Origin of the sequence: Mycobacterium sp., from assembly GCF_032159765.1 — a bacterium.
Taxonomy (GTDB): Bacteria; Actinomycetota; Actinomycetes; order Mycobacteriales; family Mycobacteriaceae; genus Mycobacterium.
On sequence record NZ_JAVHWM010000132.1, the window covers coordinates 1 to 20,102 of the forward strand.

Here is a 20,102-nt window from a genome sequence, read left to right on the forward strand (position 1 = left end):
TCGCGCTGGTTACCCCAGCCGCGGATCGGGTCGCCCCCTCGCGGGTCCTCGACCTTGATCACGTCGGCGCCGAACTCGGCCAGGTATGTCGCGGTCAGGGGCGCGGCAGCCAGGGTCGCGAGATCAAGCACCCGCACGCCATCGAGCATCGGGGCGGCGGATGACATTACGAACCTTCGAAACCGTGCCGCGCGAAGTCGTCGCTCATCAACTCCGACAATAAAGTCAGCGACGCCATCGGGTGCACCGGATCGTTGAACACCGACTCGCCGCCGAGTCGAGTGCCGCGTCGCGACTGCGGGGGTGATCAGAAACCGAAGCGGTGACGAGGCAGCCTGCCGTCGCCCTGGTCGTACTGCGGTGACTGCGGCGGTGGCGGCGTCGCACTGAACGGCGTGCGAGTCACGTCGATGGCCGGCCCCTGTTGCGGCGGAGGGGGGCTCTGCCGCTGCCGAGGATATTGCGGGTACTGCGGCGCTGCCGCGCCCGCGGTGTTCGGCGGTGACTCGGACGGAGGCGGAGGCGGCTCAGGCGGAGGGGGCGGCGGTAGCGGCGCGGGCGCAGTGATGGACGCCGACGGCGCGGTGCTCGGCGGGGGCGCAGAGGGTGTGCTGGTTTGAACCTTGGGTGCCTCGGGTGGCGAGTCGGCTCCCCCGGAGAAGAGCAACACGAGGCACACGCCGATCGCGACGGCCGCCAGCGCGACGACCGCGGAGATCACTGGGACCGACCATGACCGGGAGCGCGACGGGACGGGGACGTTCGCGGGCGCGATGACGGGCGCCGGCGCGGGAATGTCCAACGGCAACGGCATGCCCAGAGGCGGAGTCGGGTCGGGATCCGCGAGGTAGTCGTCATGCGGCTCAGGCGCAGCCTCCACCACGGGCGCCGCGAACTCAGCCGGTTCGGGCTCGGAGCGCACAGGCGACACCGTCGCCTCAGCTGGTTCAGGGTCGGCCACCCAGACCCCGGCCTCCGGTGGGGGCTGGAACACGCCCTCCAGCCGATCTGGCTGCTGGATGGCGACATCCGCGCGGTCGTGCGGCTGGAACGAAGTCAGCAACGCCTGGTCGGCCGCGCGGCGAAGTTGGCGCCGTTCCGCGAATCCAGTGAGTCGCGCCATGCATCGAGGGTAACCAGTGCCGACAGTCGGCCGCGCGGCTAACCGGGTGTACGTGACGGAAACGGGTCGTTCGAAAAGTCAATCTGCGCCGCAGGATTGCTGACGGCGGTCACTAACCCGGAGCCGAACGCGCCGACGTGGTCGAAGAGAGTGGCCGTTCCGACGGAGATCCCATCGGCGGCCGAATGCGAGTCGGCCTCTATCCCTGTCCACTCGTCCTCGGGAAGCCGCGCAAGCGCGACGGTGAGGTCGCCGTTGATGTACCCGACTCCTTCGGAACCGAGATTCGTCACGAGGCTTGTCGCCTCGGCGGCCATCACCGCGCGCACGAAAGGCGAATTCGCTTGGCCTGAAACGACATCGATGGTGCGATGGACGACACGTTTGCGCTCGGTGTTCTGGTGCTCGGCGATGGACGGGCTCCAACCGCTGTCGCCGGTGGCGATCTGCATGAACAAGCCGTCCGATTCCGCGGGGAATGTGAAGGACGTGGCCGGGACCCACTCCTGGCCGCGTGGGGCGACACCGCGGCGGTATTGGACAAGCACCGCACGCGCAACGGTGGCGCCGTTCTGCACGATCTCGCATTCGGAGTTGCGCACCCGCCTGCCGTCGCGCAGCAGCGACACCTTCGTCGTCGTCGGGACCCCGCGAGCCGCTTTGAACAGGTCGACGGTCAACCGCGCAGGCATGAATTCGGCCAGACCGAACGCGCCTTCGAGTGCTCGGGCAGCCAGGCCGACGACGGCAGGCCCGTTGAGATGGTCTTGTCCCCAATGGCTCTGCGCATACTGGGTCGGCTGGAACGTGTCCTCGTCGATCTGGACGAAATGCGCGCGCGGGTCCGTCATCGGGGCATCGTCGCACAGTCGTGTTCGCGCGCCTTATCCTCGCTTGAATGACGACCGTTGCCGGACCATCGCGGGCCACGGCCGTGCGGGTTCTGCTGCGCGTGGCGATCATCGCCTCGGTGGTGGTGGCGCTGCTCATGGTTCACCTGGGTTCGCGGTGGGGCATCCGCTGGCGCTTGCTCACGTTCACCTACCAGGCGAACCTCCTCGCGGCTGTGTTCTACTCGTGGACGCTGATCTCCCGACGCGCCGATGCCCACGCCGGTCTGCGCGGGGCCGTGGTCATGTATGTGGTGATCGCCGGCGCGATCTGGAATGCGCTGCTGACCGATGTGAGCATGGGTTACACCGTCGCCAACGTGCTGTTGCACCTCGTCGTCCCGGTGCTCGCTCTCGCCGAATGGGTGCTGGCGCGCCCGGGGCACAGCGCCCTGCTGTGGTGGCACCCGCTGGTGTGGCTTCTCTATCCGACGGTGTACCTGCTGACGGCGCTGCTGGTGCTCAATCACCTCGGCAAGCGCGCGCCCTATTTCTTCCTCGACCCGGCGAGCGTCGGCGCTCTCGGCGTGACGCTCAATGTCTGCCTGCTTGCGGTGGTGTTCCTCGGACTCGGCTACGGGCTGTTGGCGATCGGCCGCGGGCGGCCGTTCTGACCGATTCCTACGGCCTGCTATAGCTGCAATGTGAGTCGTTGGGCTGATTGACCACGACCTTGCCGTTCACGGTTATCCGGCAGCCTTGGTTACCGGTCTTGGCTACCGAAATGACCTGTATCAGGTCCACCTCAGGGCCGACCGTCATCGACTTCTTCCACGGCACGGCCGTGTTCTCGGTGGCCACCCTCCCGCCGGGATCGATGTCGATCGAGTACACCGTGCCTGAGCCGGTGATCTCGAGGACCACGTTGGCTTGGCCCTGCGGCGAGCCGGGCGAGCCTGGCTGATTGCGCTGGTAACGCGACTGGGCCGCAGCATTGTCAGCCAAGGTCTGCGCACGTTCATTGGGGGTGACGCAGATGGAGTCGCCATCAAAGGCCTCGCGCCAGACAAACCCCTGCTTGCAGGACTCGGGTCCGTACGCCCCGTTGGGATCCTTGTTCGCCTTGGGGTTCGCGTTCTCCTTCGCAATGAGGTCCCGGGTCGCCGGCGTGACGCACACCGTGTCCCCATCCCGAGCATTGCGCCACACGTAACCCTGGATGCAGGTGTCGGGCCCGTACGGCAGAGGGTCGGCGAACGCCGATCCCGGAAGCGCGACCGCAACGGCGGCGGCTGCTGTGAACAGCGACAGGATTTTCGGATGTGCAGTGTTCGTTGTCATGACGTGCCCCCACAATGACTTGTCTGGAGTTGGTTCGAGACCCTCACCGGCTTTCTTTGCAGTACTCAGGTCCTGTAAAGCAACTATGCGGCCGCCATTCAGGAAAAACAGCGAAACCGACAGATCAGGCTGACTCAGACGGTGCAGCCGCCGGTCATCCGCTGCGACGCTGGCAGGTCGAGGTAGCGCTCGAGGTTGCGGTGCATGTTGATCACGCGGCGCTCCTCATTGGACAGCACCAGATGGGTGTAACCCGGCTGGTGCAGGCCGCGCTGTAGTCGCGCCAGCACGTTGATGTCCTGGTCGATGACGATCCCGGCGTGGGCGTCGGCAGCCGACATCCGTACATCCGTCGGCTTGTTGTGCGCCGAGCCCGGTGGCATCCGCGTCATCAGGAACATCACCAGCTCGCCACGGTCGGGATCCGGGCCGGGCCGCGAGCACATCAGCGTCAGGTGATCGGCGTTGACCAACAACGTCATGTTCGGGAACACGTTGTACTGGTGAAGCCGCGTGATCCGGTCGGTGTCCGCCCAGTCGAGATCGACCCCGCGTTGGGCCGCGAACGCCCGCGTCCGCTCGGCGATCAGCTCCTGGACCGTCTGGCCCGGCCGCCGCTGGGCGGGAAACGGTGTGCCCTCCTCCGCACCCATCAGCGCACCCTGGGTGTAGACGTAGGCGTCCCACACCTCCTCGTCGGCCAGGGCGCCGTCGAACCGCGGGCTCGGCACGCCGTACGGCTGGTCGGACTTGCCCGTATGGCCCCAGATCTGTTGTGGCGCATGGATATCATCGACACAGCGCAGCAGCTCGGGGTGCAGGGTCTGGATGTGGTAGGTCTCGCTGTAACCGTCTGCGATGGTCTTCCAGTTGGCGTCGACCTCGATGGTCAGCGTTGCGTAGCAACGGAAGTCGCCGATGTTGCACCACGCGATGTCGTCGGGCACCGCTTCGAGGTAGTCGAGAAGCGGCATCGCGCCCAGGTCGAGATTGACGAACACGAGGCCTGCCCAGGTCTCGACTTGTGCCGGCAGCAAAGGAAAGTCGGCCATGCGCAGCGCCCCGAAACCCTTGCGGTTCGGCACGCGCTTGAGGACGCCCGCGAGGTCCCATGTCCACCCGTGATACCCGCACTTCAGTTCGCGCAGACCGGAACCCCAGCCAACGCACAGCGAGTTGCCGCGGTGGCGGCAGACGTTCTGGAATGCGCGCAGCTCGTTGTCGTCGCCGCGCACGATAAGCACGGCGTAGGGCCCGCAGCGGTATTCGAAGTAGTCGCCTGGTGCGGCGACGTGGTCGGCCATGCACGCGAGCTGCCACACCTTCGGCCACATCCGCTCGATCTCGAGTGCGGCGAAAGCCGGGGAGTAATACCGCTCCGCAGGCACCAGGGTGGGACTTTGCGGAGGCGTTCCGATCGCATCGTCGTCACGTGTGCGCGCTGTCGTGGATGTCAACTCCTGCCTCCTCGTCATCCCTCACGAACGGTATTGCCGACCCGCGCCCCTGTCTCGCCTTCTGGCTCTACCACCCACGATCCTTGGCGCATCACGCCTTTGACCGCGAGGTCGCCGTCCAGCACGACCAGGTCAGCAGGCGCTCCGGCGGCCAGCCCCGCGCTCGGCAGACCCAGCGCCCTCGCGGGGTTGATCGAGGCCTGACGGACCACGGCCAGCAGCGCTTCGTCGCGGGCAAGTCGGCTTTCCGCGACCGCGAACCTGAATTGGCGGTCCATCGTCGCGGTGCTGCTCGCGATGATGTCCGTTCCGGCCACGCGAGCCACTCCGCCCACGACGTCGACCTCCAATGCCCCCAGGGAGTAGCGGCCGTCGGCCATGCCGGCGGCGGCCATCGCGTCGGTCACCAGCGACACGCGGTCGGGTCCCACGCTGCGGCTGACGAGCCGGTACAGCGCGGGGTCCACGTGCACGCCGTCCGTGATCAGCTCGACGGTCACCCGGGGGTCTTCGAGCAGCGCGACCGCCGGACCCGGGTCCCGATGATGGATGGGGCGCATCGCATTGAAGAGGTGGGTGCCGACCGACGCGCCCGCCTCGATCGCCGCACGCGTCTGCTCGTACGTCGCGTCGGTGTGGCCCACCGCGGCGACGATCCCGGCGTCGATGATCCGCGTGACCGCTTCCAGAGCGCCTGCGCGTTCCGGCGCGAGGGTGATCATCCGGATCGCCCCACCGCCCTCGGCAAGAAGACGGTCGAGTTCGTCCGGATCGGGGTCACGCAGCTGCGACGGATCGTGGGCACCACACCGCCCCGCGGCCAGCCACGGACCTTCCAGGTGAATCCCTGCGATCGCGCCGCGACGCACGTCGTTGGACAGCTCGGCGACCTGACGTAACAAATCGTCAGGGCCCGCGCTGACAAGCGACGCCACCAAGCTCGTCGTGCCGTGACGAAGGTGCAGGCTTAGCGCGGCCGCGGTGCCGCCGGAGGAAAAGCTCCCTCCACCTCCGCCGTGCACGTGGGTGTCGACGAACCCCGGCACCACCGTCGCAGCGCCGAACGCTCTATCGGCGAGGCGCGGTGATGTGCCCGATCCGATAGCAGCGACGACCCCCGCCGCACTCTCAATCCACCCCGGCCGCAACAGTTTTGAGCCGGTGAGGACAGCGTCGGCGGTTATCAACATCGGCGGCCTCAGATGCCCTGCCAATGCGGCTTGCCGCGGTAGGTCTCGCGGTAATACTCGCTGAGCATGAGCAGTTGTGCCGCGGCATCATCCAGCAGCGCGGTGACATGAGGGTGGTGCTGGAGGATGGTCGCCGGCCAGCGTGCGCTCACCGGCCCTTCGACCAACTGATGCACGGCCTCCGCCTTGTGGTCACCGATCGCCACGATGACCACGTGCCTGGCGTCCATGATGGTCGCGAGGCCTTGGGTCAAGCAGTGGGTGGGGACGAGGTCGACGTCGTCGTCGAAGAAGCGAGCGTTGTCGCGGCGGGTCTGCAGCGTCAGCGTCTTGATCCGCGTGCGGGAGGCAAGCGACGAGCCGGGCTCGTTGAAACCGATGTGCCCGTCGGTGCCGATGCCCAGGATCTGCAGATCCACACCCCCGGCGTCGGTGATCGCACTCTCGTACGCCGCGCACATCGCGGGGATGTCCGCCGCAAGCCCGTCTGGGCCCCATACCGCTCCGGGCGCGAAATCGACCCTGGAGACGAACTCTGCGTGGATGACATTGCGGTACCGCTGAGGGTGGTCGACGGGCAGGCCGACGTACTCGTCGAGCGTGAAACCGCGGGCCCGCCGGAACGAGACCAGTCCTGCCTCGCAGCGGGAGGACAATTCGTCGTAGATCGCCAGCGGCGACGATCCGGTGGCCAGTCCGAGAACCGCAGTGGGCTTGCGGTCAAGCAGGACACCAACCGCATCGGCCGCGACGCGCGCGATCTCGCGTGAGTCGGGCAGAATGACGACTTCCATCTACTTGTTCGCCGCGAAAAGAGTTGCCCCGGCGGCGATATCATCGCCAGCTGTCGCTGTATCGGCGACGTTTGCCGGGTCACTTTCGTCCATAACCACCACGGGGACAATGGGATTGAACCCTGCTGCCTCGATTGCAGGAACGTCGTACGTGATCACGACGTGGCCTGCTGTCACGGTGTCGCCCTCGGCGACGTGGGCGGTGAAACCCTGGCCGTCGAGCCGGACGGTATCAAGACCGAGATGGACGAGCACACCCACGTTCTCCGGGGTCATGACGACATAGGCGTGCGGGAGCAGCTTCAGGATCTTGCCGCTCACCGGTGCCACCGCGTCGACGACCTCGCGCCGAGGGTCGATCGCCGCGCCGTATCCGACTATGCCCTGCGAGAAGACAGGATCTGGCACATCGGCCAGTCGCACCGCGCGGCCCGCGACAGGGGCGAGGACCTGCGTCGTACTCACGTCCACAGGATAGAGAGTCGGTGGCAAAGTGAGGCGAAGTCGCTGATGTGCTGGCTAAGCTTCCGCTCAGCTTGCGACGGGGAACCGTCCGCACCACAGGAAGGTCCGCGAAATGAGCGAATCGGCGAAACCTGCAGGGACGACAGCAAAGTCGGGTGTTCGGATCCCCGGCTTCGCGCAGTTGCAGCGCCTTGGCAAGAGCCTGATGTTGCCGATCGCCGTACTCCCCGCAGCGGGCATTCTGCTGCGGCTGGGCCAAGACGACCTCCTCGGCGGGATCCACACGCCGGTCATCGGGCCGTTCTTCGCGGCGATGAGCGCCGCCGGTGGCGCCCTCTTCGAGAACCTCGGTCTGCTATTTGCGGTCGGTGTCGCCATCGGGTTTGCCAGAAAGGCCGACGGATCGACCGCGCTGTCAGCGGTGGTGGGCTATCTGGTGATGGCCGCTGTGTTCAAGACCATGTCGCCCGTCGTTCTCGCCGGCCAGGTGGGCAAATCCGGCGAGCCAGCCGTCATCGACTACAGCGTGTTCGGCGGCATCGTGATCGGCCTGGTCACGGCGGTGCTCTTCGACCGCTATCACACCATCAAGTTGCCGTCGTGGCTCGGCTTCTTCGGCGGCAGGCGCTTCGTGCCGATCATCGTGTCGCTGGCGAGCCTGTTCATCGCGTTTGCGATGAGCTACTTCTATCCCCTCTTCAACAGCGGGTTGAACGGGCTCGGGGCATTCATCGGCGGCTCGGGAGCGCTGGGCGCGTTCGTCTACGGGTTCATCAACCGCATGCTCATTCCGGTCGGACTACACCACATCGTGAATACATACGTGTGGTGGATCTACGGAAGCTACCCGGCTCCGGACGGCAAGATCGCCCACGGCGATATCGGGCGGTTCACGGCAGGCGACCCGACGGGCGGCGCGTTCACCGCCGGGTTCTACCCGATTCTGATGTTCGGCCTGCCGGCCGCGGCGCTGGCGATGATCCAGGTAGCCAACAGGCGCCAGAAGAAGCTCGCCTTCGGAATCCTCTCCGCGGCAGCGCTTACCGCGTTCGTCACGGGGGTGACGGAGCCGCTCGAGTTCGCGTTCATGTTCGTGGCGTTCCCGCTCTACATCGTCCACGCGCTGCTCACCGGGGTGTCCCTTGCCGTCGCGTATCTGCTCGGCATCCACCTGGGCTTCTCGTTCTCGGCGGGGCTGATAGACCTGCTTCTCTACGGCAACGCGCCTGCGGCAAAGAACATCCTGTATCTGATCGTCATGGGCGTCGTCACGTTCGCGATCTATTACTTCCTGTTCCGGTTCGCAATCACGAAGTGGAACATGAGAACTCCCGGGCGTGAGCCGGAGGAAGAATTCGAGGCCGAGCAAGAAGCAAACCTCAGCGAGGGTGAGGACTCAGCGACGTCCGTCGCACCCGGCACCGCCACCAGCACACTGGCCGCACCCTCGCAGGTACGAGCCGACACTCGTGCCGAACAGGTCATCTCGGCATTCGGCGGCCGGGAGAACCTCGTCAACGTCGACGCCTGCATCACTCGGCTTCGCGTGGAGGTCGCCGACAAGACCAAGGTGGATCAGGGGCGCCTACGCAGGCTCGGTGCCGCAGGGGTGATCGAGGTTGGCAACAGTGTCCAAGCGGTGTTCGGCACGCAGGCAGAAGCCCTGAAGAACGACATCCACGAGATTCTTTGATGCGATCACTGACTGTGGTCGGAAACCGAAGCAGCGCAGCAAGTTACGCCGCCGGACAGGAACAGGCGCCGCGCGCATTGCGCGCCGCGGGCCTGGTCGATGCCCTGCGTGGGGCACCTCGCGAGGTGCTCGACGCCGGCGATTCTCCGATGCAAGTGTGGCGTCCAGATCGTGCTCAGCCCTTTGTGCAGAACTTGTTTGACGTCGTCGAGAACCTGACATTCCTGCGGACCCGCCTGGCCGAGATCCTGTCAAGTGACACGGACGTGCTGGTCGTGGGCGGCAACTGCACCGGCGCGCTGGCATGTTGTGCGGCGTTACGCGACGCGACCGACGTGATGCCTGCCGTTCTCTACTTCGACAGGCACCTGGACTGCAATACCGCGGCCTCCACCACCGATGGCGCGCTGGACTGGGAATGGCGCACGCGTTCGACCTTCCCACCGCGGCGGGTTCTCTGGTCCAGTGCCTAGGTCCGCGTCCCTTGCTGACACCAGACCACGTGGCGTTTCTTGGAGTCGACCTCGATTTGGCGACGGACTGGGAGCGAGAGCACGTCGTGGAGCTCGAGCTGTACACAGTGACGTCGGCCGAGCTCGCCGACTCGCCCGCCGAGGTCGTGCGGGCCGCCATGGCCTGGCTGCCCGCCTCGCCGCTGGTGGTACACGTCGACGTCGACGTGCTGGACTTCACCGACGCACCGCTTGCCGAGAACACCGACGGCCGCAACACCGGGCCGTCGCTCGACGCGCTGCAGGTGGCGCTCGAAGTCGCCCAGCGACAAGGGAATCCGCGCATCCTGTCGGTGGCCGAAATCAACCCCACCAGGTCAGCCGGCGACCCGGAGGCCCTGCCCCGATTTGTGTCCACACTGGCGGCCGTCCTCGCGGGTTGACCATCCATCGGACATGGGCTTGCATGGTCAACGTGACACCCGCGCCGAAGCGTCCGAAGCAGCTCGACTCCCCGCTGCTGCCCATCTTCTTCAAATACTCCAGCCGTGTGCAGACATGGGTCTACCAGAAGACAAAGGGCAGGATCGGCGGCAAGTGGAGAGTCGGTGCCGGGTTCCGGAAACCGGTGCCGACCCTGCTGCTCGAACACGTGGGCCGCAAGTCCGGCAAGCGGTTCACGATCCCGCTGTGCTTCATGGCAGACGGGCCCGACGTCGTCATCGTCGCGTCGCAGGGCGGGCGGGCGGAAAACCCGCAGTGGTACCGCAATCTCGTCGCCCACCCCGACTGCCACATCCAGATCGGCGCAGATCGGCGCGCGGTGCATGCAGTGACCGCGTCGCCCGAGCAGCGCAAGGCGCTGTGGCCACGGCTGGTCGATGTCTACGCGGACTTCGACACGTACCAGAGCTGGACGGAGCGGGAGATCCCGGTCATCATCTTGGAGCCGCGGCAGGACACCTCAATCTAGTCCTGGTATGAGCCGTCGCAAGCTGCCGGTCAGCGACCGCGGAGTGCGATCAGGATCCACCAACTCGCTCTCCGCCAGTGGGCCGGCCTCACCGGCCACTGTCCGACTCGTGAACCGTCGCAACGTCTTACCGTCACCGCGCAGCGTCTCGACCGCGTCGAGAAGCGATTTACCTCCCCCTATCGTCTGCTCGAACTGATCGATCGAGACGCCGAGGTGTTCAGACACCAGTCGATCGCGTACCGCCGTGATCGCCCGCTGAATATCATCGTGTGCTTGCCCATCCGGATCCGCCTCGACCGCGAGATCGCATTCGCTGTCGAAGCCCATCGACCGGTTGTTGAAGTTCGATGACCCGATGCGCAACAGACGATCGTCGACGACAAGCACCTTCGAATGAACGTAGATGGATGACCCGCCGTCGGTCACCGGCCAGTAAACGCCCAACCGATGGTGTTCGTCTGCATCCCACAACTCGTGGATCAGCCGGTGGCGTGCACTGTCCATCGCCTCCTGTTCGAGGCGGTTGTTGCCTCTGCGCGGAAGGACAATGACGATCTCGGGCCCGTCGGGTTCGTGGAGTCGAGCGGCCAGCGCCTCCACCACATTCCGTGCCGCCAGATATTGGTTTTCCATGTAGATGCTGCGACGTGCCGCGGCGATGCCCGCAAGGTTGAGTGCCTCCACCTCGCGAACCTCCTTGCGGTGGTTGTGCTCCGGGAAAGTTCTCGCGATGCCGATGTCGACGCCCCGCAAGATCGGCTCCAAGCCAGACGGCCAGTGGGCATCGGCGGGATCGACCGGGGCCAGCGTTTGACCAGTCGCGGTCTGCCATCTGTCGCGACTCAGCTCGGCGAGGGCGCCGGCCGCGGAGCCGTCCACCGCCGCAGCGACATCGTGCCGAGGTCCGTAACTGCGACCGAGTGTCCGGCGAAACCGGTTGTTGTGTCTGTGTTCTGTGGTGTCCCAGCGATCGGACGTGAGGTCGATGCCGCCGCAGAACGCCAGGGCATCGTCGATCACCACGATCTTCTGGTGATGGACGGCGCCGGTCGGGTGGGCGCCGTCGACGGCGAAGCGGATCCGCTTGCCGCTGAGCCGATTCAGGATCGGCACGGGCGTCAGGTACCAGACGTCATCGAATGCCGGGAGAAGGCGGAGATTGGACCTCAGCAGGTAGATCTGCAGAGTTGGTCGTTGCCGCAGCAGCCAATAGAGGAAGAGGCCGAACTGGTTGGGCCCGGGCAGTGTCTTGACGCGTCGTTCGAAGGTTGTCCTGGCGTCGAAATCCCAGCCGACAAGCACGATCCGGTGGGTGGCATTCAGCATCGCCGCCTTCACGTACCGAAAGTAGTCGGCCGCGTCGACGATGCAGGCCATCTGGTCGGCGCGTTCGACGCGCCAGCAGGTCTGGCCAGGGACCAGCAGGCGATCGTCGACCATGTGAAGCCCTGTGCGACTTACGCGACTCGCCTGGACATAGCGCTGTGTCTATCACACCGCTGCTATCCCGACGGTCTTCACGGCCTCGGCGATGATGCCGACGACACGGTGGTGGGGTCCATCGATTTTGACCGGCTCAACGATCGGGTTACTTGCACAGCTCGGCGATGCGCGTGTTTGCGGCGTCACCGTCGCGCAGGCGCGCAGCCTGGGCTGGATCGTCGTTGCCGACCCCAGCCCATGCGTTCAACGCGATCTCCTGCAGGTCGTCGGCGAAGCCACGCACGGCGCCGGCCAACGGCTCCGGGGTCGCGGGCTCAAGACGATCCAATAGCAGCGTTCCACCACTGAACATTGCAGCGCGCGCGTTCGCGGCGATCGCCTGCGCCGCAACTGGATTGTCGCCCGGATTGACATGGGTTTGCAGCGCGACCGCGGTGCGCACTGTTTTGAACGCGGTGCAGGCGCGCGTTTTCGCGTCAGCCACCTGCTGAGCGCTAGGGGCGCTCGGGGCGCTGGGATCGCTGGGAGTGCTCGCAGGCCGCGGGTGCATCAGCGCCCACACCGCGACGCCGACGGCGCCCACGCTGATCACCGTCGCCGCCACAGGCAGCACCCATCGTGAAAACCGGCCCGGGCCGGGCGCTTTCGATCGCACGTTCAAACTGCCTGGCTGATATTCGCGCGGCTCCGACACGCGCACCATCGTAACGACGGCAGATCAGACGCGGCTTCAGCGTCAGCCGTAACGCCCACCGACGTCATAGAGCACTATGGGACGCGTGGATCTTTCCAAGTGCACCGCCCTGGTCACCGGCGCCAACCGAGGCCTCGGCAAGAAATTCGTCATCGAACTACTACGACGCGGCGCGACGGTGTATGCCGGGGCGCGCAATCCCGACTCGATCGACGTCGACGGCGTCACCCCACTGGCCATCGATGTCACCGACCCTGCCTCGGTGGCCGCAGCCGCGGCGCGTGCGCAAGACGTGACGCTTCTGGTGAACAATGCGGGAATGTCCAACGGAACCAATTTATTGACAAGCGATCTCGCGGATGTCCGCCAGGAATTCGATACCAACGTCTTTGGCGTTCTCACGGTGACACGAGCGTTCGCACCCGTCATCGAGGGCAACGGTGGCGGCGCCATCCTCAACATCCTGTCGGTGCTGTCCTGGGTGAGCATGCCGCTCCTCGGCGGTTACTGCGCGTCCAAGGCCGCCGCGTGGTCGGCGACCAACGCTCTGCGGGTCGAGCTGGCGGATCGCGGCATCCATGTCACGGGTCTGCACGTCGGCCTGATGGAGACCGACATGACCGAGGGGATGGACGCACCGAAGTCGGACCCCGCTGATGTCGCCGCGCAAGCGCTCGACGGTGTCGCTTCCGGCGCTTTCGAAGTGGTTGCCGACGACCTGAGCCGCCGGACTCAAGCCGCGCTGTCCGGTGGAGTTGCCGTGCTCTACCCGCAGCTCAAGCAGTAACGGCCTCGATGTTGACGCGCAGCCAGCGCTCGAGCGCCAGCAACGACTGCGCGTTGTTGTGCGCGATATCGCGGCGCCCCGCGGAAAACGCGGCCACCACAAGGTAGAGGCCCACAAGGACCACCCCGATCGCAATTTCGCGCCGAGGCGACGTGTGCGTCCGCTTGGCCGGTGCCGGGCTCACAACACATATATAAGCCCGCGGCTGCCGTATGGGAACCCGGCGGCACAGGTCGCACGATTATCCGTGCGACACAGGCGTCCCGTTCCAATTCGCCAGCGTCCAGCCGTCGGTGGGATTGCCCGTCACCACGACGTGAGCGGTGTTGGGCAGAACGGTGTCGGGCGGTGCCATCTTGCGGTTCTTCACGTTGATCAACACCCAGTACTGGATCGCCAGACCGTGGGAGAACACGATGGGATTGGTTTCGCCGGTGCGGTAGATCGTGTTCATTGCGTCGTTGAACCGGGCCGCGAACTCGTGGCCGTTGATCGCCCCGGGGATGCGGGCGCCGAGGTCACCCTTGAGCCACACACCTGGAGCCGGATACACGGGCGCATCATTGACCGACAGGCCTTCGTTGGAGCCGGCTTCGATCTCGCGAAGACCGGGTAACACCGTGATCGCCTCATGGAGCGCCTCCGACATCGGGGCTGCCGTCTCCTGTGTGCGGACCATGTTCGAGGCGTAGATCCCGTCGTAATGGTTGACGCTCAGATCGTCGACGACCTTCTGTGCCTGCTGGTTACCCTGCTCTGTCAGATCAGGCCCGGGTACAGCGGTGTCGATGATGCCCGCCGCGTTCGCCGCGGACTGCCCGTGACGCACGAAGGTCAGGACGATGGTGTGATGATCGCCGGCGTGCGCGATTGGTACGGCGACCAGCGCCCAGACTGTCAACGCGATGGTGGCCAGGATTGCGCGTGCAGTTCGCGCCACGCCACTGCTGCGGCGCACGGCAGTTGGCATCGTCCCCCCTCGAACGTTTCCTGGCGGTCAACTTACTCAGCCGCTGCTGTGGCGCAACTTCTGCGGATCGCGCTGTTAGCGGCCCGCGTTGCGAGCGAGTTCGATTGCGGACTGGTTGCTGAAGTGTCCTGCTCCGGGATCCCCGCGCCCGCAGGAGCCGTCGGACTCGCCGGGACGTTTGATCCACAGGTACGCGTCGGCGTGGGCGCCCGCGGTTTCCGTGGTGGGCGGGGCGCCCAACGCTCGGCCGCCGGGGTTGCACCAGTTGAGCGGGCCGTCGGGCGCCGGTCCGGCGCCGTTGCGCGATGTGTCGACGACGTAGTGCGATCCGTTGGTGAGCCCCGAAATCGCTTCGCCGTAGCCGATTTCCTCATCGGTGGTGAAGAAGTTCGCCGTGTTGACGCTGAAACCCCTCGCGTGGTCAATCCCTGCCTGATTAAGGCGGTTGGCCATTTCGCCGGCGCTGACCCAGCGCGAATGTCCGGCGTCGACGTACACCGCCGCCGCCGGATCGCGGGTCAGCGTGTCGACGGCATAGCGCACCAGGTCGTAGCGTTCCTGTCGCTGGCCAGGCGACAGGCAGTCAGCCATGGCGAGCGCATCGGGCTCGAGGATGACCGCCGCCGGCGAGGAGCCGAGGCCCGCAGCGACTCCGTCGATCCACCCGCGATAGTCGGCGGCCGTCGCGAAACCACCCGCCGCGAAGCTGCCGCAGTCGCGATGCGGGATTCCATAAAGAGTGAACACCGGCATGGCGCCGGCGGCCTGCGCCCCGCCGGCGTACGTGGCCACCGTGTCGGCAGAGGATCCCGGGACGATCCAGAACGCCTGCGGTGTGTTGGCGACGGCGGTCAACTGCGCGCTCGGCGGGTCGGCGCTCTGTGAGGCGCGCATGGCCGCCGACGTGGGATTGACATAGAAAGGCATGCCGGCCAACGGATTTACCTCGTCGGCCAGGCGCACCGCCGGCGCGGGGCCGACCTGCACCTCGGAACACACCAGGGCGGCGACGGCCGCAACAGCCAGGAACGGGGAAATCCACCGCGCGACTGCGCGAGCAGGTGAGGACATCACCCCGAGAAATTAGCGCCACGACGCCCCGAGCGCCAATCCCCGAACTGCCGGGGAGGCGGGGTCTGCTTCCTGCGGCTGTTAGCGTGGCGGCGGTGAAACCCTCCCGTACGTCTGCGTCCATCGCGCTCGCGGCATCTGCTGCGACGTTCGTCCTCACGCTCGCCGCGTGCAGTTCTGACGGCGATAAGGCGCCGACGAGCTCGTCGTCGGCCCCGGCGAAACTGGCGTCGACTTCAGCACCTCAGGCGCCCGCGCCCGCGAGCCAGTGCCCAACGTCGCCCCCGGCCAGCGGCGGCACACCCGAGTGGACGCTGAACGGGAGCACCGGCAACGTCGCGGTCATTGGATCGACGGACACGACTGCACCCGAGGTCAAGGTGAGCGCTCCGTTCAGCGTCGCCGAGACCCAGGTCCACACGCTGCATGCCGGTGACGGGGCCGTCGTCGCGAACACGGCGACGGTTTCGGTCTGCTACATGGGCGTCAACGGACGCGACGGGACTGTGTTCGACAGCAGCTACGAGCGGGGTGCCCCCGAGCAATTCCCGTTGGGCGGGGTGGTGCCGGGCTTCCAGAAGGCCATCGCGGGACAGAAGGTCGGCTCGACGGTCGCTGTCGCGATGGTTCCTGCCGATGGATACCCCGCGGGTGAGCCCAGGGCAGGAATCCAGAAGGGCGACACGCTGGTCTTCGCGCTCAAGATCCTCAGCGCGTCGGCTTAATTCGCAAGGTCGCCGTTGATGTAGCGCTGCAGGTTCGCGAATTGCTCCGGCCCCCGCGCGTTAGTGTGCTGTGGCGGTCTCAGCGAACAGGCCGACGGAAGAGTTGAGCTAGTACATGACCACAGCAGCAGAAGCGCCGGCGCTCGAATCGCGGGTCGGCCACTACTACCAGATGGATGGCACCTACCTGGTTGGCCGGGAGAAGGTCCGCGAGTACGCCCGCGCGGTGCAGGACTATCACCCGGCGCACTGGGACGTCGCCGCCGCCGCAGAGCTGGGTTACTCGGGCCTGATCGCACCGCTGACGTTCACGTCGACGCCGGGCATGGCCTGCAATCGCCGCATGTTCGAATCGATCGTCGTCGGGTACGACACCTACCTGCAGACGGAGGAAATCTTCGAGCAGCACCGCCCGATCGTGGAAGGTGACGAACTGCATGTCGACGTCGAACTCTCGTCGGTGCGCAGGACGGCCGGCAGGGATTTCATCACCGTCACCAACACCTTCACCGACACCGCCGGGGAGCGGGTGCACACCTTGCACACCACCGTCGTCGGAGTCACCGCAGACGACATCGACGAGGGGGTGAAGACGGCAGTCCAGAACGCGATGATGCACGACGTGAACATCCTTGACATTGGCGGATCCGGCCCTGTCTACGAGAAGACGGTGCGCCCCGAGGGCGAGGTTCGGATCGCCGAGGGAGGCGCCACCCGCACGCCGGGGACGCCGTCCTTCGATGACGTGAAGGTCGGCGACGAGCTACCCGTGCATCATGCCCGCCTGTCCCGCGGCGACCTGGTGAACTACGCCGGCGTGGCCGGCGACGCCAACCCGATTCACTGGGACGAGGACATCGCCAAGCTGGCCGGGCTGCCCGACGTGATCGCCCACGGAATGCTCACGATGGGGGTGGGCGCCGGATTCGCGTCTGCATGGTCGGGCGATCCTGGCGCGGTGACCCGTTACGCGGTGCGGCTGTCCCAGCCCGCGATCGTGTCGGCCACCGAGGGAGCTGATATCGAGTTCAGCGGCCGCATCAAGTCGCTGGACCCCGAGACCCGCAGCGGCGTCGTCATCGTCGCCGCGAAGTCCGGCGGCCAAAAGATCTTCGGCATGGCGACGTTGAACATCCGCTTTCGCTGACCTACTTGCTCTGGTCGGATCCGCAGACCACTTGATCCGCCCGTGATCACCGCCACCTTGCCGTCGAGCTTTCCCATAATTACTTCCTTCTCGCGATTACCTGGCTGGCGAAGTCAAGCATCTGGTCAAGGCTGGGGAACATTGCGAAGACATCCAAGACCGCCTCATCAATGCCGGACCCGGCGAGGCGCTGGAGCTTATCGGCAACCGTGTCGACGGACATGCCCGGTTCGAGGTTGATCCGCATGGCGGTTTTCAGCGCGTCAGGATCGCGGCCGGCGTCCTGCGCCGTACGGCGCGCAATTGACCACAAGCGATCGGAGTCCTGCAGCCCCTCGACCCCGAGCCAGCCGGTGCCGCTGCGGCCGACCCGGCGCATCGCGGCCTCGCTGGCACCGCCGATCCAGAGGGGCGGACCGCCAGCCTGGACCGGGCGCAGGTCGGCATGAACCGGCGGCAAGGAGATGAACTCGCTGTCCCAGGACACTGGGGTGGTCGTCCACCACTGGTGCAGGAACGCCAGCAGGTCATCGAGCATCTTCCCGCGCCGGCGCCAGTCCGCACCGCGGGCGATGTCGAATTCGTCCTTCATCCACCCGACTCCCACGCCAACGTCAAGGCGGCCGTCGCTGAGCACGTCGAGCGTGGTCAGGAGCCGGGCTAGGTGCGTCGGCTCGTAGTAGAACGTGCTGAGGGTGCTGGAGTTCAGCCGCACCCGGCTAGTCGCCGTCGCGGCGACCGTCCACAGCAGCACCGGATCGAGGTAACGGGTCATCTGCGGCGGGTAGGGCTGTTCCTTGCCCGGATAGGTGGTGTGCATCTCGACCGGCGTGACCAGTCGATCGCCGACCCACAGCGTGTCGTAGCCAAGATCCTCCAGTCCGCGGCAGAACGCGCTCAGACCAGCGGCGCTGCTGACAGCAGGCCCAACAAAGGGAATTACGAAACCAAGCTTCATCAGGAGAATCCTCTCCGGGGAGCCGATCGTCGGCCGACACTGACATCTGGAATTTGCGAATAATTTCGGTAACTGTCAACTACTACGAGGGGCACTGTTCGTTCACCGCTCGGGCCGGCGGCGGTGCGGCTCAGCCGGGGACGGTGACACCGAGGGCGAAGTCGAGGTTGCCCACCCCGTGTTGGGCGAGACCCACCGCGACCAGGCCCATTCCTTCCAGGTAGTGCGCCATGTTCAAGCCGCCGACGTCAAGCGGGCGCAGCTTGAGCGTCTTGATGAACTCCGCCACGCCCGCCTTGGCGGGCTCGTCGTCGCCGGCGACGAAGACGTCGAGCGGCTGGCCCTTGGCCAGGACGACTTGAAAGACGGTGTTGAATGCCTTCACCACGCGGGCGCTGTCGGGGGCCGCCTCGGCAACTTGCTGTGCGATCGAGGTGCCATCGGGGATGGCGAGCCCGTCGCCCGCGGAATTGAAGGGGTTGCAGATGTCGACGACGACCTTGCCCGCCAAGGCGTTTCCGTACTGGGCGACGACCGGAACGACACTGGCGTATAGCAGGGCCACGACGACTATGTCGCCGGCCGGGACGGCGCCGAACTCTCCCGTTGTGGTGCTGCCGCCGAGAGTCTTGGCCAGGTCGGCGGCCTTGGACTGATCACGGCCGATGATTTCGACGGTGTTGCCGCCTGCTATCGCCAGCGTGCCGATGGCGCGGGCCATGTTGCCGGTGCCGATGATGCTGATGTTGCTCATGAGATGTCCTTATCTTGATGATTGACGGTTGAAGGTTGACTCCTCCACGCAATCCGGATTTATCGATGATTCAACTAATCGAGGAAGTGTGGCGGTGGCTGGAACCGAACTGGCTGAACCGCGTGCCGTGCCTGGCGGGCCGGGCGCTCGGCACGGCGTTCGGGTCGTTACTCCTCGTTCGTGCGCAATTCCCAGGGCTGCTGGCCGAGTGCATCTGCGAGGTGGCCCTGCATCTGGACGCCGGCCGGCAGCGGGCGCCACCATATGGTCACCTCGGCGATCTTGCCGTCCGCGTCGAGCAGGATGTAGTCCATCCCGTTGACCACGGTGTCTTCGATTTGCAGCCGGAAGTAAGCGGCGTGGTGCGTCTCGCCGGTGAGGACTTCCTTGTACTTGAGGTCGGCCGCCCGGCCGATCCCTCGCATGGCTTCCAGGACTGCCTCGCGGCCGGTGACTGGCTCGTCGCTGAGCGGGCCGTACATGACCACGTCCTCGGCGAGGATGCTGGAAAGGGCGTCGTTGTCTGCGCCGCCGTGCATGGTGTCGACGAAGGATTGCACGGTGTCGCGGTGCGGGGCGAAGGTGGTCATGGTTACTCCTCGTGTGCTTTGTTGCTCGTGGTGTGTGACCTGGTCGGTGCGCCCACCGGCAAGGGTTGAGTCGGTGTGTGCCCAATTCATCGAGGTGGGACGTCGTTGTCGGCGTACATGCCGGTGTCTCCCACTTAGATCACTGTGGTGCCGCCGTCGACCACCAGCTCCTGGCCATTGACGTAGCTCGAGTCGTCGGAGGCGAGGAACAACGCGGCTGACGCAATCTCCTCGGGGCGGCCCATCTCTCGCCGCGGGATCACGGACTCGAACTGCGCCTTGGCCTCCTCGTCCATCACTTCGGCCAACATCGGCGAGGCGACCTGGCCGGGGGTCAGTACGTTCACTCGGATCTTCCTGTCCCTCAACTCCGACACCCACACCCGTGCGTAGGCGGGCAGCACGGCCTTGCTTCCCGCGTACACACTCCAATTGGGGTAGCCCCTCAGCGAAGCGTTCGACCCGGTCATGAAGATCGAGCCACCATCGTTGAACAGCGGCAACGCCTTCTGCACCGTGAACAGCGTGCCGCGCGCGTTCAGCCCGAAGGCGGCGTCGAAGTCCTCCTCGGTGATCTCGCCGAGCTTGTTCTGCGCGCCCGTCCCGGCGCTTGCCCACAACACGTCGATCGCGCCCTTTTCC

25 protein-coding genes are annotated in these 20,102 nt (G+C 66.0%); 8 read left to right on the forward strand and 17 right to left on the reverse strand.

Going from position 1 to position 20,102, the window contains the following annotated elements; genetic code table 11:
- From QOH60_RS14780 to QOH60_RS14790, 3 genes are all read right to left on the reverse strand, one after another.
- Positions 1 to 149 (reverse strand): CoA transferase (locus QOH60_RS14780; RefSeq protein WP_526421611.1); only part of this gene is annotated, 149 nt, incomplete at its 3' end.
- Positions 150 to 307: 158 nt separating this feature from the next.
- Positions 308 to 1,123, reverse strand: a complete 816-nt coding sequence (locus tag QOH60_RS14785; RefSeq protein ID WP_526421565.1) for a hypothetical protein — start codon at positions 1,121 to 1,123, stop codon at positions 308 to 310.
- Between the two features lie 38 nt (positions 1,124 to 1,161).
- Positions 1,162 to 1,974 (reverse strand): acyl-CoA thioesterase domain-containing protein, encoded by an 813-nt coding sequence (locus tag QOH60_RS14790; RefSeq protein ID WP_526421567.1) that lies wholly within the window; start codon positions 1,972 to 1,974, stop codon positions 1,162 to 1,164.
- 47 nt (positions 1,975 to 2,021) lie between these two features.
- Between QOH60_RS14790 and QOH60_RS14795 the strand changes: the two genes are divergently transcribed.
- Complete coding sequence (locus tag QOH60_RS14795) at positions 2,022 to 2,627, forward strand: Pr6Pr family membrane protein (protein WP_526421569.1); 606 nt, start codon at positions 2,022 to 2,024, stop codon at positions 2,625 to 2,627.
- Between the two features lie 7 nt (positions 2,628 to 2,634).
- Here the strand turns inward: QOH60_RS14795 and QOH60_RS14800 are convergent, their stop codons facing one another.
- The 5 genes from QOH60_RS14800 to QOH60_RS14820 all read right to left on the reverse strand — a co-directional run bounded on the left by QOH60_RS14800 (position 2,635) and on the right by QOH60_RS14820 (position 7,200).
- Positions 2,635 to 3,294 carry an MmpS family transport accessory protein gene (locus QOH60_RS14800; RefSeq protein WP_526421571.1) on the reverse strand — a complete coding sequence of 220 codons (660 nt, stop codon included), beginning with the start codon at positions 3,292 to 3,294 and terminating at the stop codon, positions 2,635 to 2,637.
- Between the two features lie 134 nt (positions 3,295 to 3,428).
- Complete coding sequence (locus tag QOH60_RS14805) at positions 3,429 to 4,751, reverse strand: aromatic ring-hydroxylating oxygenase subunit alpha (RefSeq protein WP_526421573.1); 1,323 nt, start codon at positions 4,749 to 4,751, stop codon at positions 3,429 to 3,431.
- 14 nt (positions 4,752 to 4,765) lie between these two features.
- Positions 4,766 to 5,941 carry an N-acetylglucosamine-6-phosphate deacetylase gene (gene nagA, locus QOH60_RS14810; RefSeq protein ID WP_526421575.1) on the reverse strand — a complete coding sequence of 392 codons (1,176 nt, stop codon included), beginning with the start codon at positions 5,939 to 5,941 and terminating at the stop codon, positions 4,766 to 4,768.
- 8 nt (positions 5,942 to 5,949) lie between these two features.
- Complete coding sequence (gene nagB, locus QOH60_RS14815) at positions 5,950 to 6,735, reverse strand: glucosamine-6-phosphate deaminase (RefSeq protein ID WP_526421577.1); 786 nt, start codon at positions 6,733 to 6,735, stop codon at positions 5,950 to 5,952.
- A complete protein-coding gene (locus QOH60_RS14820) occupies positions 6,736 to 7,200 on the reverse strand; it encodes a PTS sugar transporter subunit IIA (protein ID WP_526421579.1) in 465 nt (154 codons plus the stop codon).
- Between the two features lie 112 nt (positions 7,201 to 7,312).
- On the opposite strand from QOH60_RS14820, the gene QOH60_RS14825 reads away from it, so the two are divergent.
- From QOH60_RS14825 to QOH60_RS14840, 4 genes are read left to right on the forward strand one after another with little or no spacing between them, the layout of a single operon-like run.
- Positions 7,313 to 8,893, forward strand: a complete 1,581-nt coding sequence (locus QOH60_RS14825) for a PTS transporter subunit EIIC (RefSeq protein ID WP_526421581.1) — start codon at positions 7,313 to 7,315, stop codon at positions 8,891 to 8,893.
- Positions 8,893 to 9,366, forward strand: a complete 474-nt coding sequence (locus QOH60_RS14830) for an arginase family protein (protein WP_526421583.1) — start codon at positions 8,893 to 8,895, stop codon at positions 9,364 to 9,366. The genes QOH60_RS14825 and QOH60_RS14830 overlap by 1 nt, the downstream gene beginning before the upstream one ends.
- 29 nt (positions 9,367 to 9,395) lie before the next feature.
- Positions 9,396 to 9,788 carry a hypothetical protein gene (locus tag QOH60_RS14835; protein WP_526421585.1) on the forward strand — a complete coding sequence of 131 codons (393 nt, stop codon included), beginning with the start codon at positions 9,396 to 9,398 and terminating at the stop codon, positions 9,786 to 9,788.
- A 23-nt stretch (positions 9,789 to 9,811) separates the two neighbouring features.
- The gene (locus QOH60_RS14840; RefSeq protein WP_526421587.1) at positions 9,812 to 10,318 is read left to right on the forward strand and encodes a nitroreductase family deazaflavin-dependent oxidoreductase; all 507 of its coding nucleotides are present in this window, start codon (positions 9,812 to 9,814) and stop codon (positions 10,316 to 10,318) included.
- Here QOH60_RS14840 and QOH60_RS14845 read toward each other — a convergent pair.
- A complete protein-coding gene (locus QOH60_RS14845) occupies positions 10,310 to 11,761 on the reverse strand; it encodes a phospholipase D-like domain-containing protein (protein ID WP_526421589.1) in 1,452 nt (483 codons plus the stop codon). The genes QOH60_RS14840 and QOH60_RS14845 overlap by 9 nt on opposite strands.
- A gap of 148 nt (positions 11,762 to 11,909) precedes the next feature.
- Positions 11,910 to 12,458 (reverse strand): hypothetical protein, encoded by a 549-nt coding sequence (locus tag QOH60_RS14850; protein ID WP_526421591.1) that lies wholly within the window; start codon positions 12,456 to 12,458, stop codon positions 11,910 to 11,912.
- Between the two features lie 85 nt (positions 12,459 to 12,543).
- On the opposite strand from QOH60_RS14850, the gene QOH60_RS14855 reads away from it, so the two are divergent.
- Complete coding sequence (locus QOH60_RS14855) at positions 12,544 to 13,245, forward strand: SDR family oxidoreductase (RefSeq protein ID WP_526421593.1); 702 nt, start codon at positions 12,544 to 12,546, stop codon at positions 13,243 to 13,245.
- On the opposite strand, the gene QOH60_RS14860 is transcribed toward QOH60_RS14855, so the two are convergent.
- The 3 genes from QOH60_RS14860 to QOH60_RS14870 all read right to left on the reverse strand — a co-directional run bounded on the left by QOH60_RS14860 (position 13,235) and on the right by QOH60_RS14870 (position 15,286).
- Positions 13,235 to 13,429, reverse strand: a complete 195-nt coding sequence (locus QOH60_RS14860; RefSeq protein ID WP_526421595.1) for a hypothetical protein — start codon at positions 13,427 to 13,429, stop codon at positions 13,235 to 13,237. The two genes, QOH60_RS14855 and QOH60_RS14860, sit on opposite strands and share 11 nt — an antisense overlap.
- A gap of 57 nt (positions 13,430 to 13,486) precedes the next feature.
- Positions 13,487 to 14,215: a histidine phosphatase family protein gene (locus tag QOH60_RS14865; protein ID WP_526421597.1), complete on the reverse strand. Its 729-nt coding sequence runs from the start codon at positions 14,213 to 14,215 to the stop codon at positions 13,487 to 13,489.
- A 75-nt stretch (positions 14,216 to 14,290) separates the two neighbouring features.
- Positions 14,291 to 15,286: a glycoside hydrolase family 6 protein gene (locus tag QOH60_RS14870; RefSeq protein WP_526421613.1), complete on the reverse strand. Its 996-nt coding sequence runs from the start codon at positions 15,284 to 15,286 to the stop codon at positions 14,291 to 14,293.
- A 95-nt stretch (positions 15,287 to 15,381) separates the two neighbouring features.
- Here QOH60_RS14870 and QOH60_RS14875 point away from each other — a divergent pair, with 95 nt between their 5' ends.
- Together QOH60_RS14875 and QOH60_RS14880 are read left to right on the forward strand one after the other, a co-directional pair.
- Positions 15,382 to 16,011 (forward strand): FKBP-type peptidyl-prolyl cis-trans isomerase, encoded by a 630-nt coding sequence (locus QOH60_RS14875; RefSeq protein WP_526421599.1) that lies wholly within the window; start codon positions 15,382 to 15,384, stop codon positions 16,009 to 16,011.
- 115 nt (positions 16,012 to 16,126) lie between these two features.
- A complete protein-coding gene (locus tag QOH60_RS14880) occupies positions 16,127 to 17,158 on the forward strand; it encodes a fused (3R)-hydroxyacyl-ACP dehydratase subunits HadA/HadB (RefSeq protein ID WP_526421601.1) in 1,032 nt (343 codons plus the stop codon).
- 79 nt (positions 17,159 to 17,237) lie between these two features.
- On the opposite strand, the gene QOH60_RS14885 is transcribed toward QOH60_RS14880, so the two are convergent.
- The 4 genes from QOH60_RS14885 to QOH60_RS14900 all read right to left on the reverse strand — a co-directional run.
- Positions 17,238 to 18,116 (reverse strand): TIGR03619 family F420-dependent LLM class oxidoreductase, encoded by an 879-nt coding sequence (locus tag QOH60_RS14885; RefSeq protein ID WP_526421603.1) that lies wholly within the window; start codon positions 18,114 to 18,116, stop codon positions 17,238 to 17,240.
- A gap of 130 nt (positions 18,117 to 18,246) precedes the next feature.
- Positions 18,247 to 18,870 carry an NADPH-dependent F420 reductase gene (locus QOH60_RS14890; protein WP_526421605.1) on the reverse strand — a complete coding sequence of 208 codons (624 nt, stop codon included), beginning with the start codon at positions 18,868 to 18,870 and terminating at the stop codon, positions 18,247 to 18,249.
- Between the two features lie 167 nt (positions 18,871 to 19,037).
- The gene (locus QOH60_RS14895) at positions 19,038 to 19,460 is read right to left on the reverse strand and encodes a nuclear transport factor 2 family protein (protein ID WP_526421607.1); all 423 of its coding nucleotides are present in this window, start codon (positions 19,458 to 19,460) and stop codon (positions 19,038 to 19,040) included.
- A 134-nt stretch (positions 19,461 to 19,594) separates the two neighbouring features.
- Positions 19,595 to 20,102 (reverse strand): SDR family NAD(P)-dependent oxidoreductase (locus QOH60_RS14900; protein WP_526421609.1); only part of this gene is annotated, 508 nt, incomplete at its 5' end.

Excerpts from the sequence above, each read along its gene's own strand:
- QOH60_RS14840 (WP_526421587.1), top strand. The coding sequence starts at position 9,812 with ATGGTCAACGTGACACCCGCGCCGAAGCGTCCGAAGCAGCTCGACTCC.
- QOH60_RS14865 (WP_526421597.1), bottom strand. The coding sequence starts at position 14,215 with ATGCCAACTGCCGTGCGCCGCAGCAGTGGCGTGGCGCGAACTGCACGC.
- nagB (WP_526421577.1), bottom strand. The coding sequence starts at position 6,735 with ATGGAAGTCGTCATTCTGCCCGACTCACGCGAGATCGCGCGCGTCGCG.
- QOH60_RS14800 (WP_526421571.1), bottom strand. The coding sequence starts at position 3,294 with ATGACAACGAACACTGCACATCCGAAAATCCTGTCGCTGTTCACAGCA.
- QOH60_RS14880 (WP_526421601.1), top strand. The coding sequence starts at position 16,127 with ATGACCACAGCAGCAGAAGCGCCGGCGCTCGAATCGCGGGTCGGCCAC.
- QOH60_RS14795 (WP_526421569.1), top strand. The coding sequence starts at position 2,022 with ATGACGACCGTTGCCGGACCATCGCGGGCCACGGCCGTGCGGGTTCTG.
- QOH60_RS14790 (WP_526421567.1), bottom strand. The coding sequence starts at position 1,974 with ATGACGGACCCGCGCGCGCATTTCGTCCAGATCGACGAGGACACGTTC.
- nagA (WP_526421575.1), bottom strand. The coding sequence starts at position 5,941 with ATGTTGATAACCGCCGACGCTGTCCTCACCGGCTCAAAACTGTTGCGG.
- QOH60_RS14895 (WP_526421607.1), bottom strand. The coding sequence starts at position 19,460 with ATGACCACCTTCGCCCCGCACCGCGACACCGTGCAATCCTTCGTCGAC.
- QOH60_RS14845 (WP_526421589.1), bottom strand. The coding sequence starts at position 11,761 with ATGGTCGACGATCGCCTGCTGGTCCCTGGCCAGACCTGCTGGCGCGTC.
- QOH60_RS14870 (WP_526421613.1), bottom strand. The coding sequence starts at position 15,286 with ATGTCCTCACCTGCTCGCGCAGTCGCGCGGTGGATTTCCCCGTTCCTG.
- QOH60_RS14885 (WP_526421603.1), bottom strand. The coding sequence starts at position 18,116 with ATGAAGCTTGGTTTCGTAATTCCCTTTGTTGGGCCTGCTGTCAGCAGC.
- QOH60_RS14830 (WP_526421583.1), top strand. The coding sequence starts at position 8,893 with ATGCGATCACTGACTGTGGTCGGAAACCGAAGCAGCGCAGCAAGTTAC.
- QOH60_RS14825 (WP_526421581.1), top strand. The coding sequence starts at position 7,313 with ATGAGCGAATCGGCGAAACCTGCAGGGACGACAGCAAAGTCGGGTGTT.
- QOH60_RS14890 (WP_526421605.1), bottom strand. The coding sequence starts at position 18,870 with ATGAGCAACATCAGCATCATCGGCACCGGCAACATGGCCCGCGCCATC.
- QOH60_RS14785 (WP_526421565.1), bottom strand. The coding sequence starts at position 1,123 with ATGGCGCGACTCACTGGATTCGCGGAACGGCGCCAACTTCGCCGCGCG.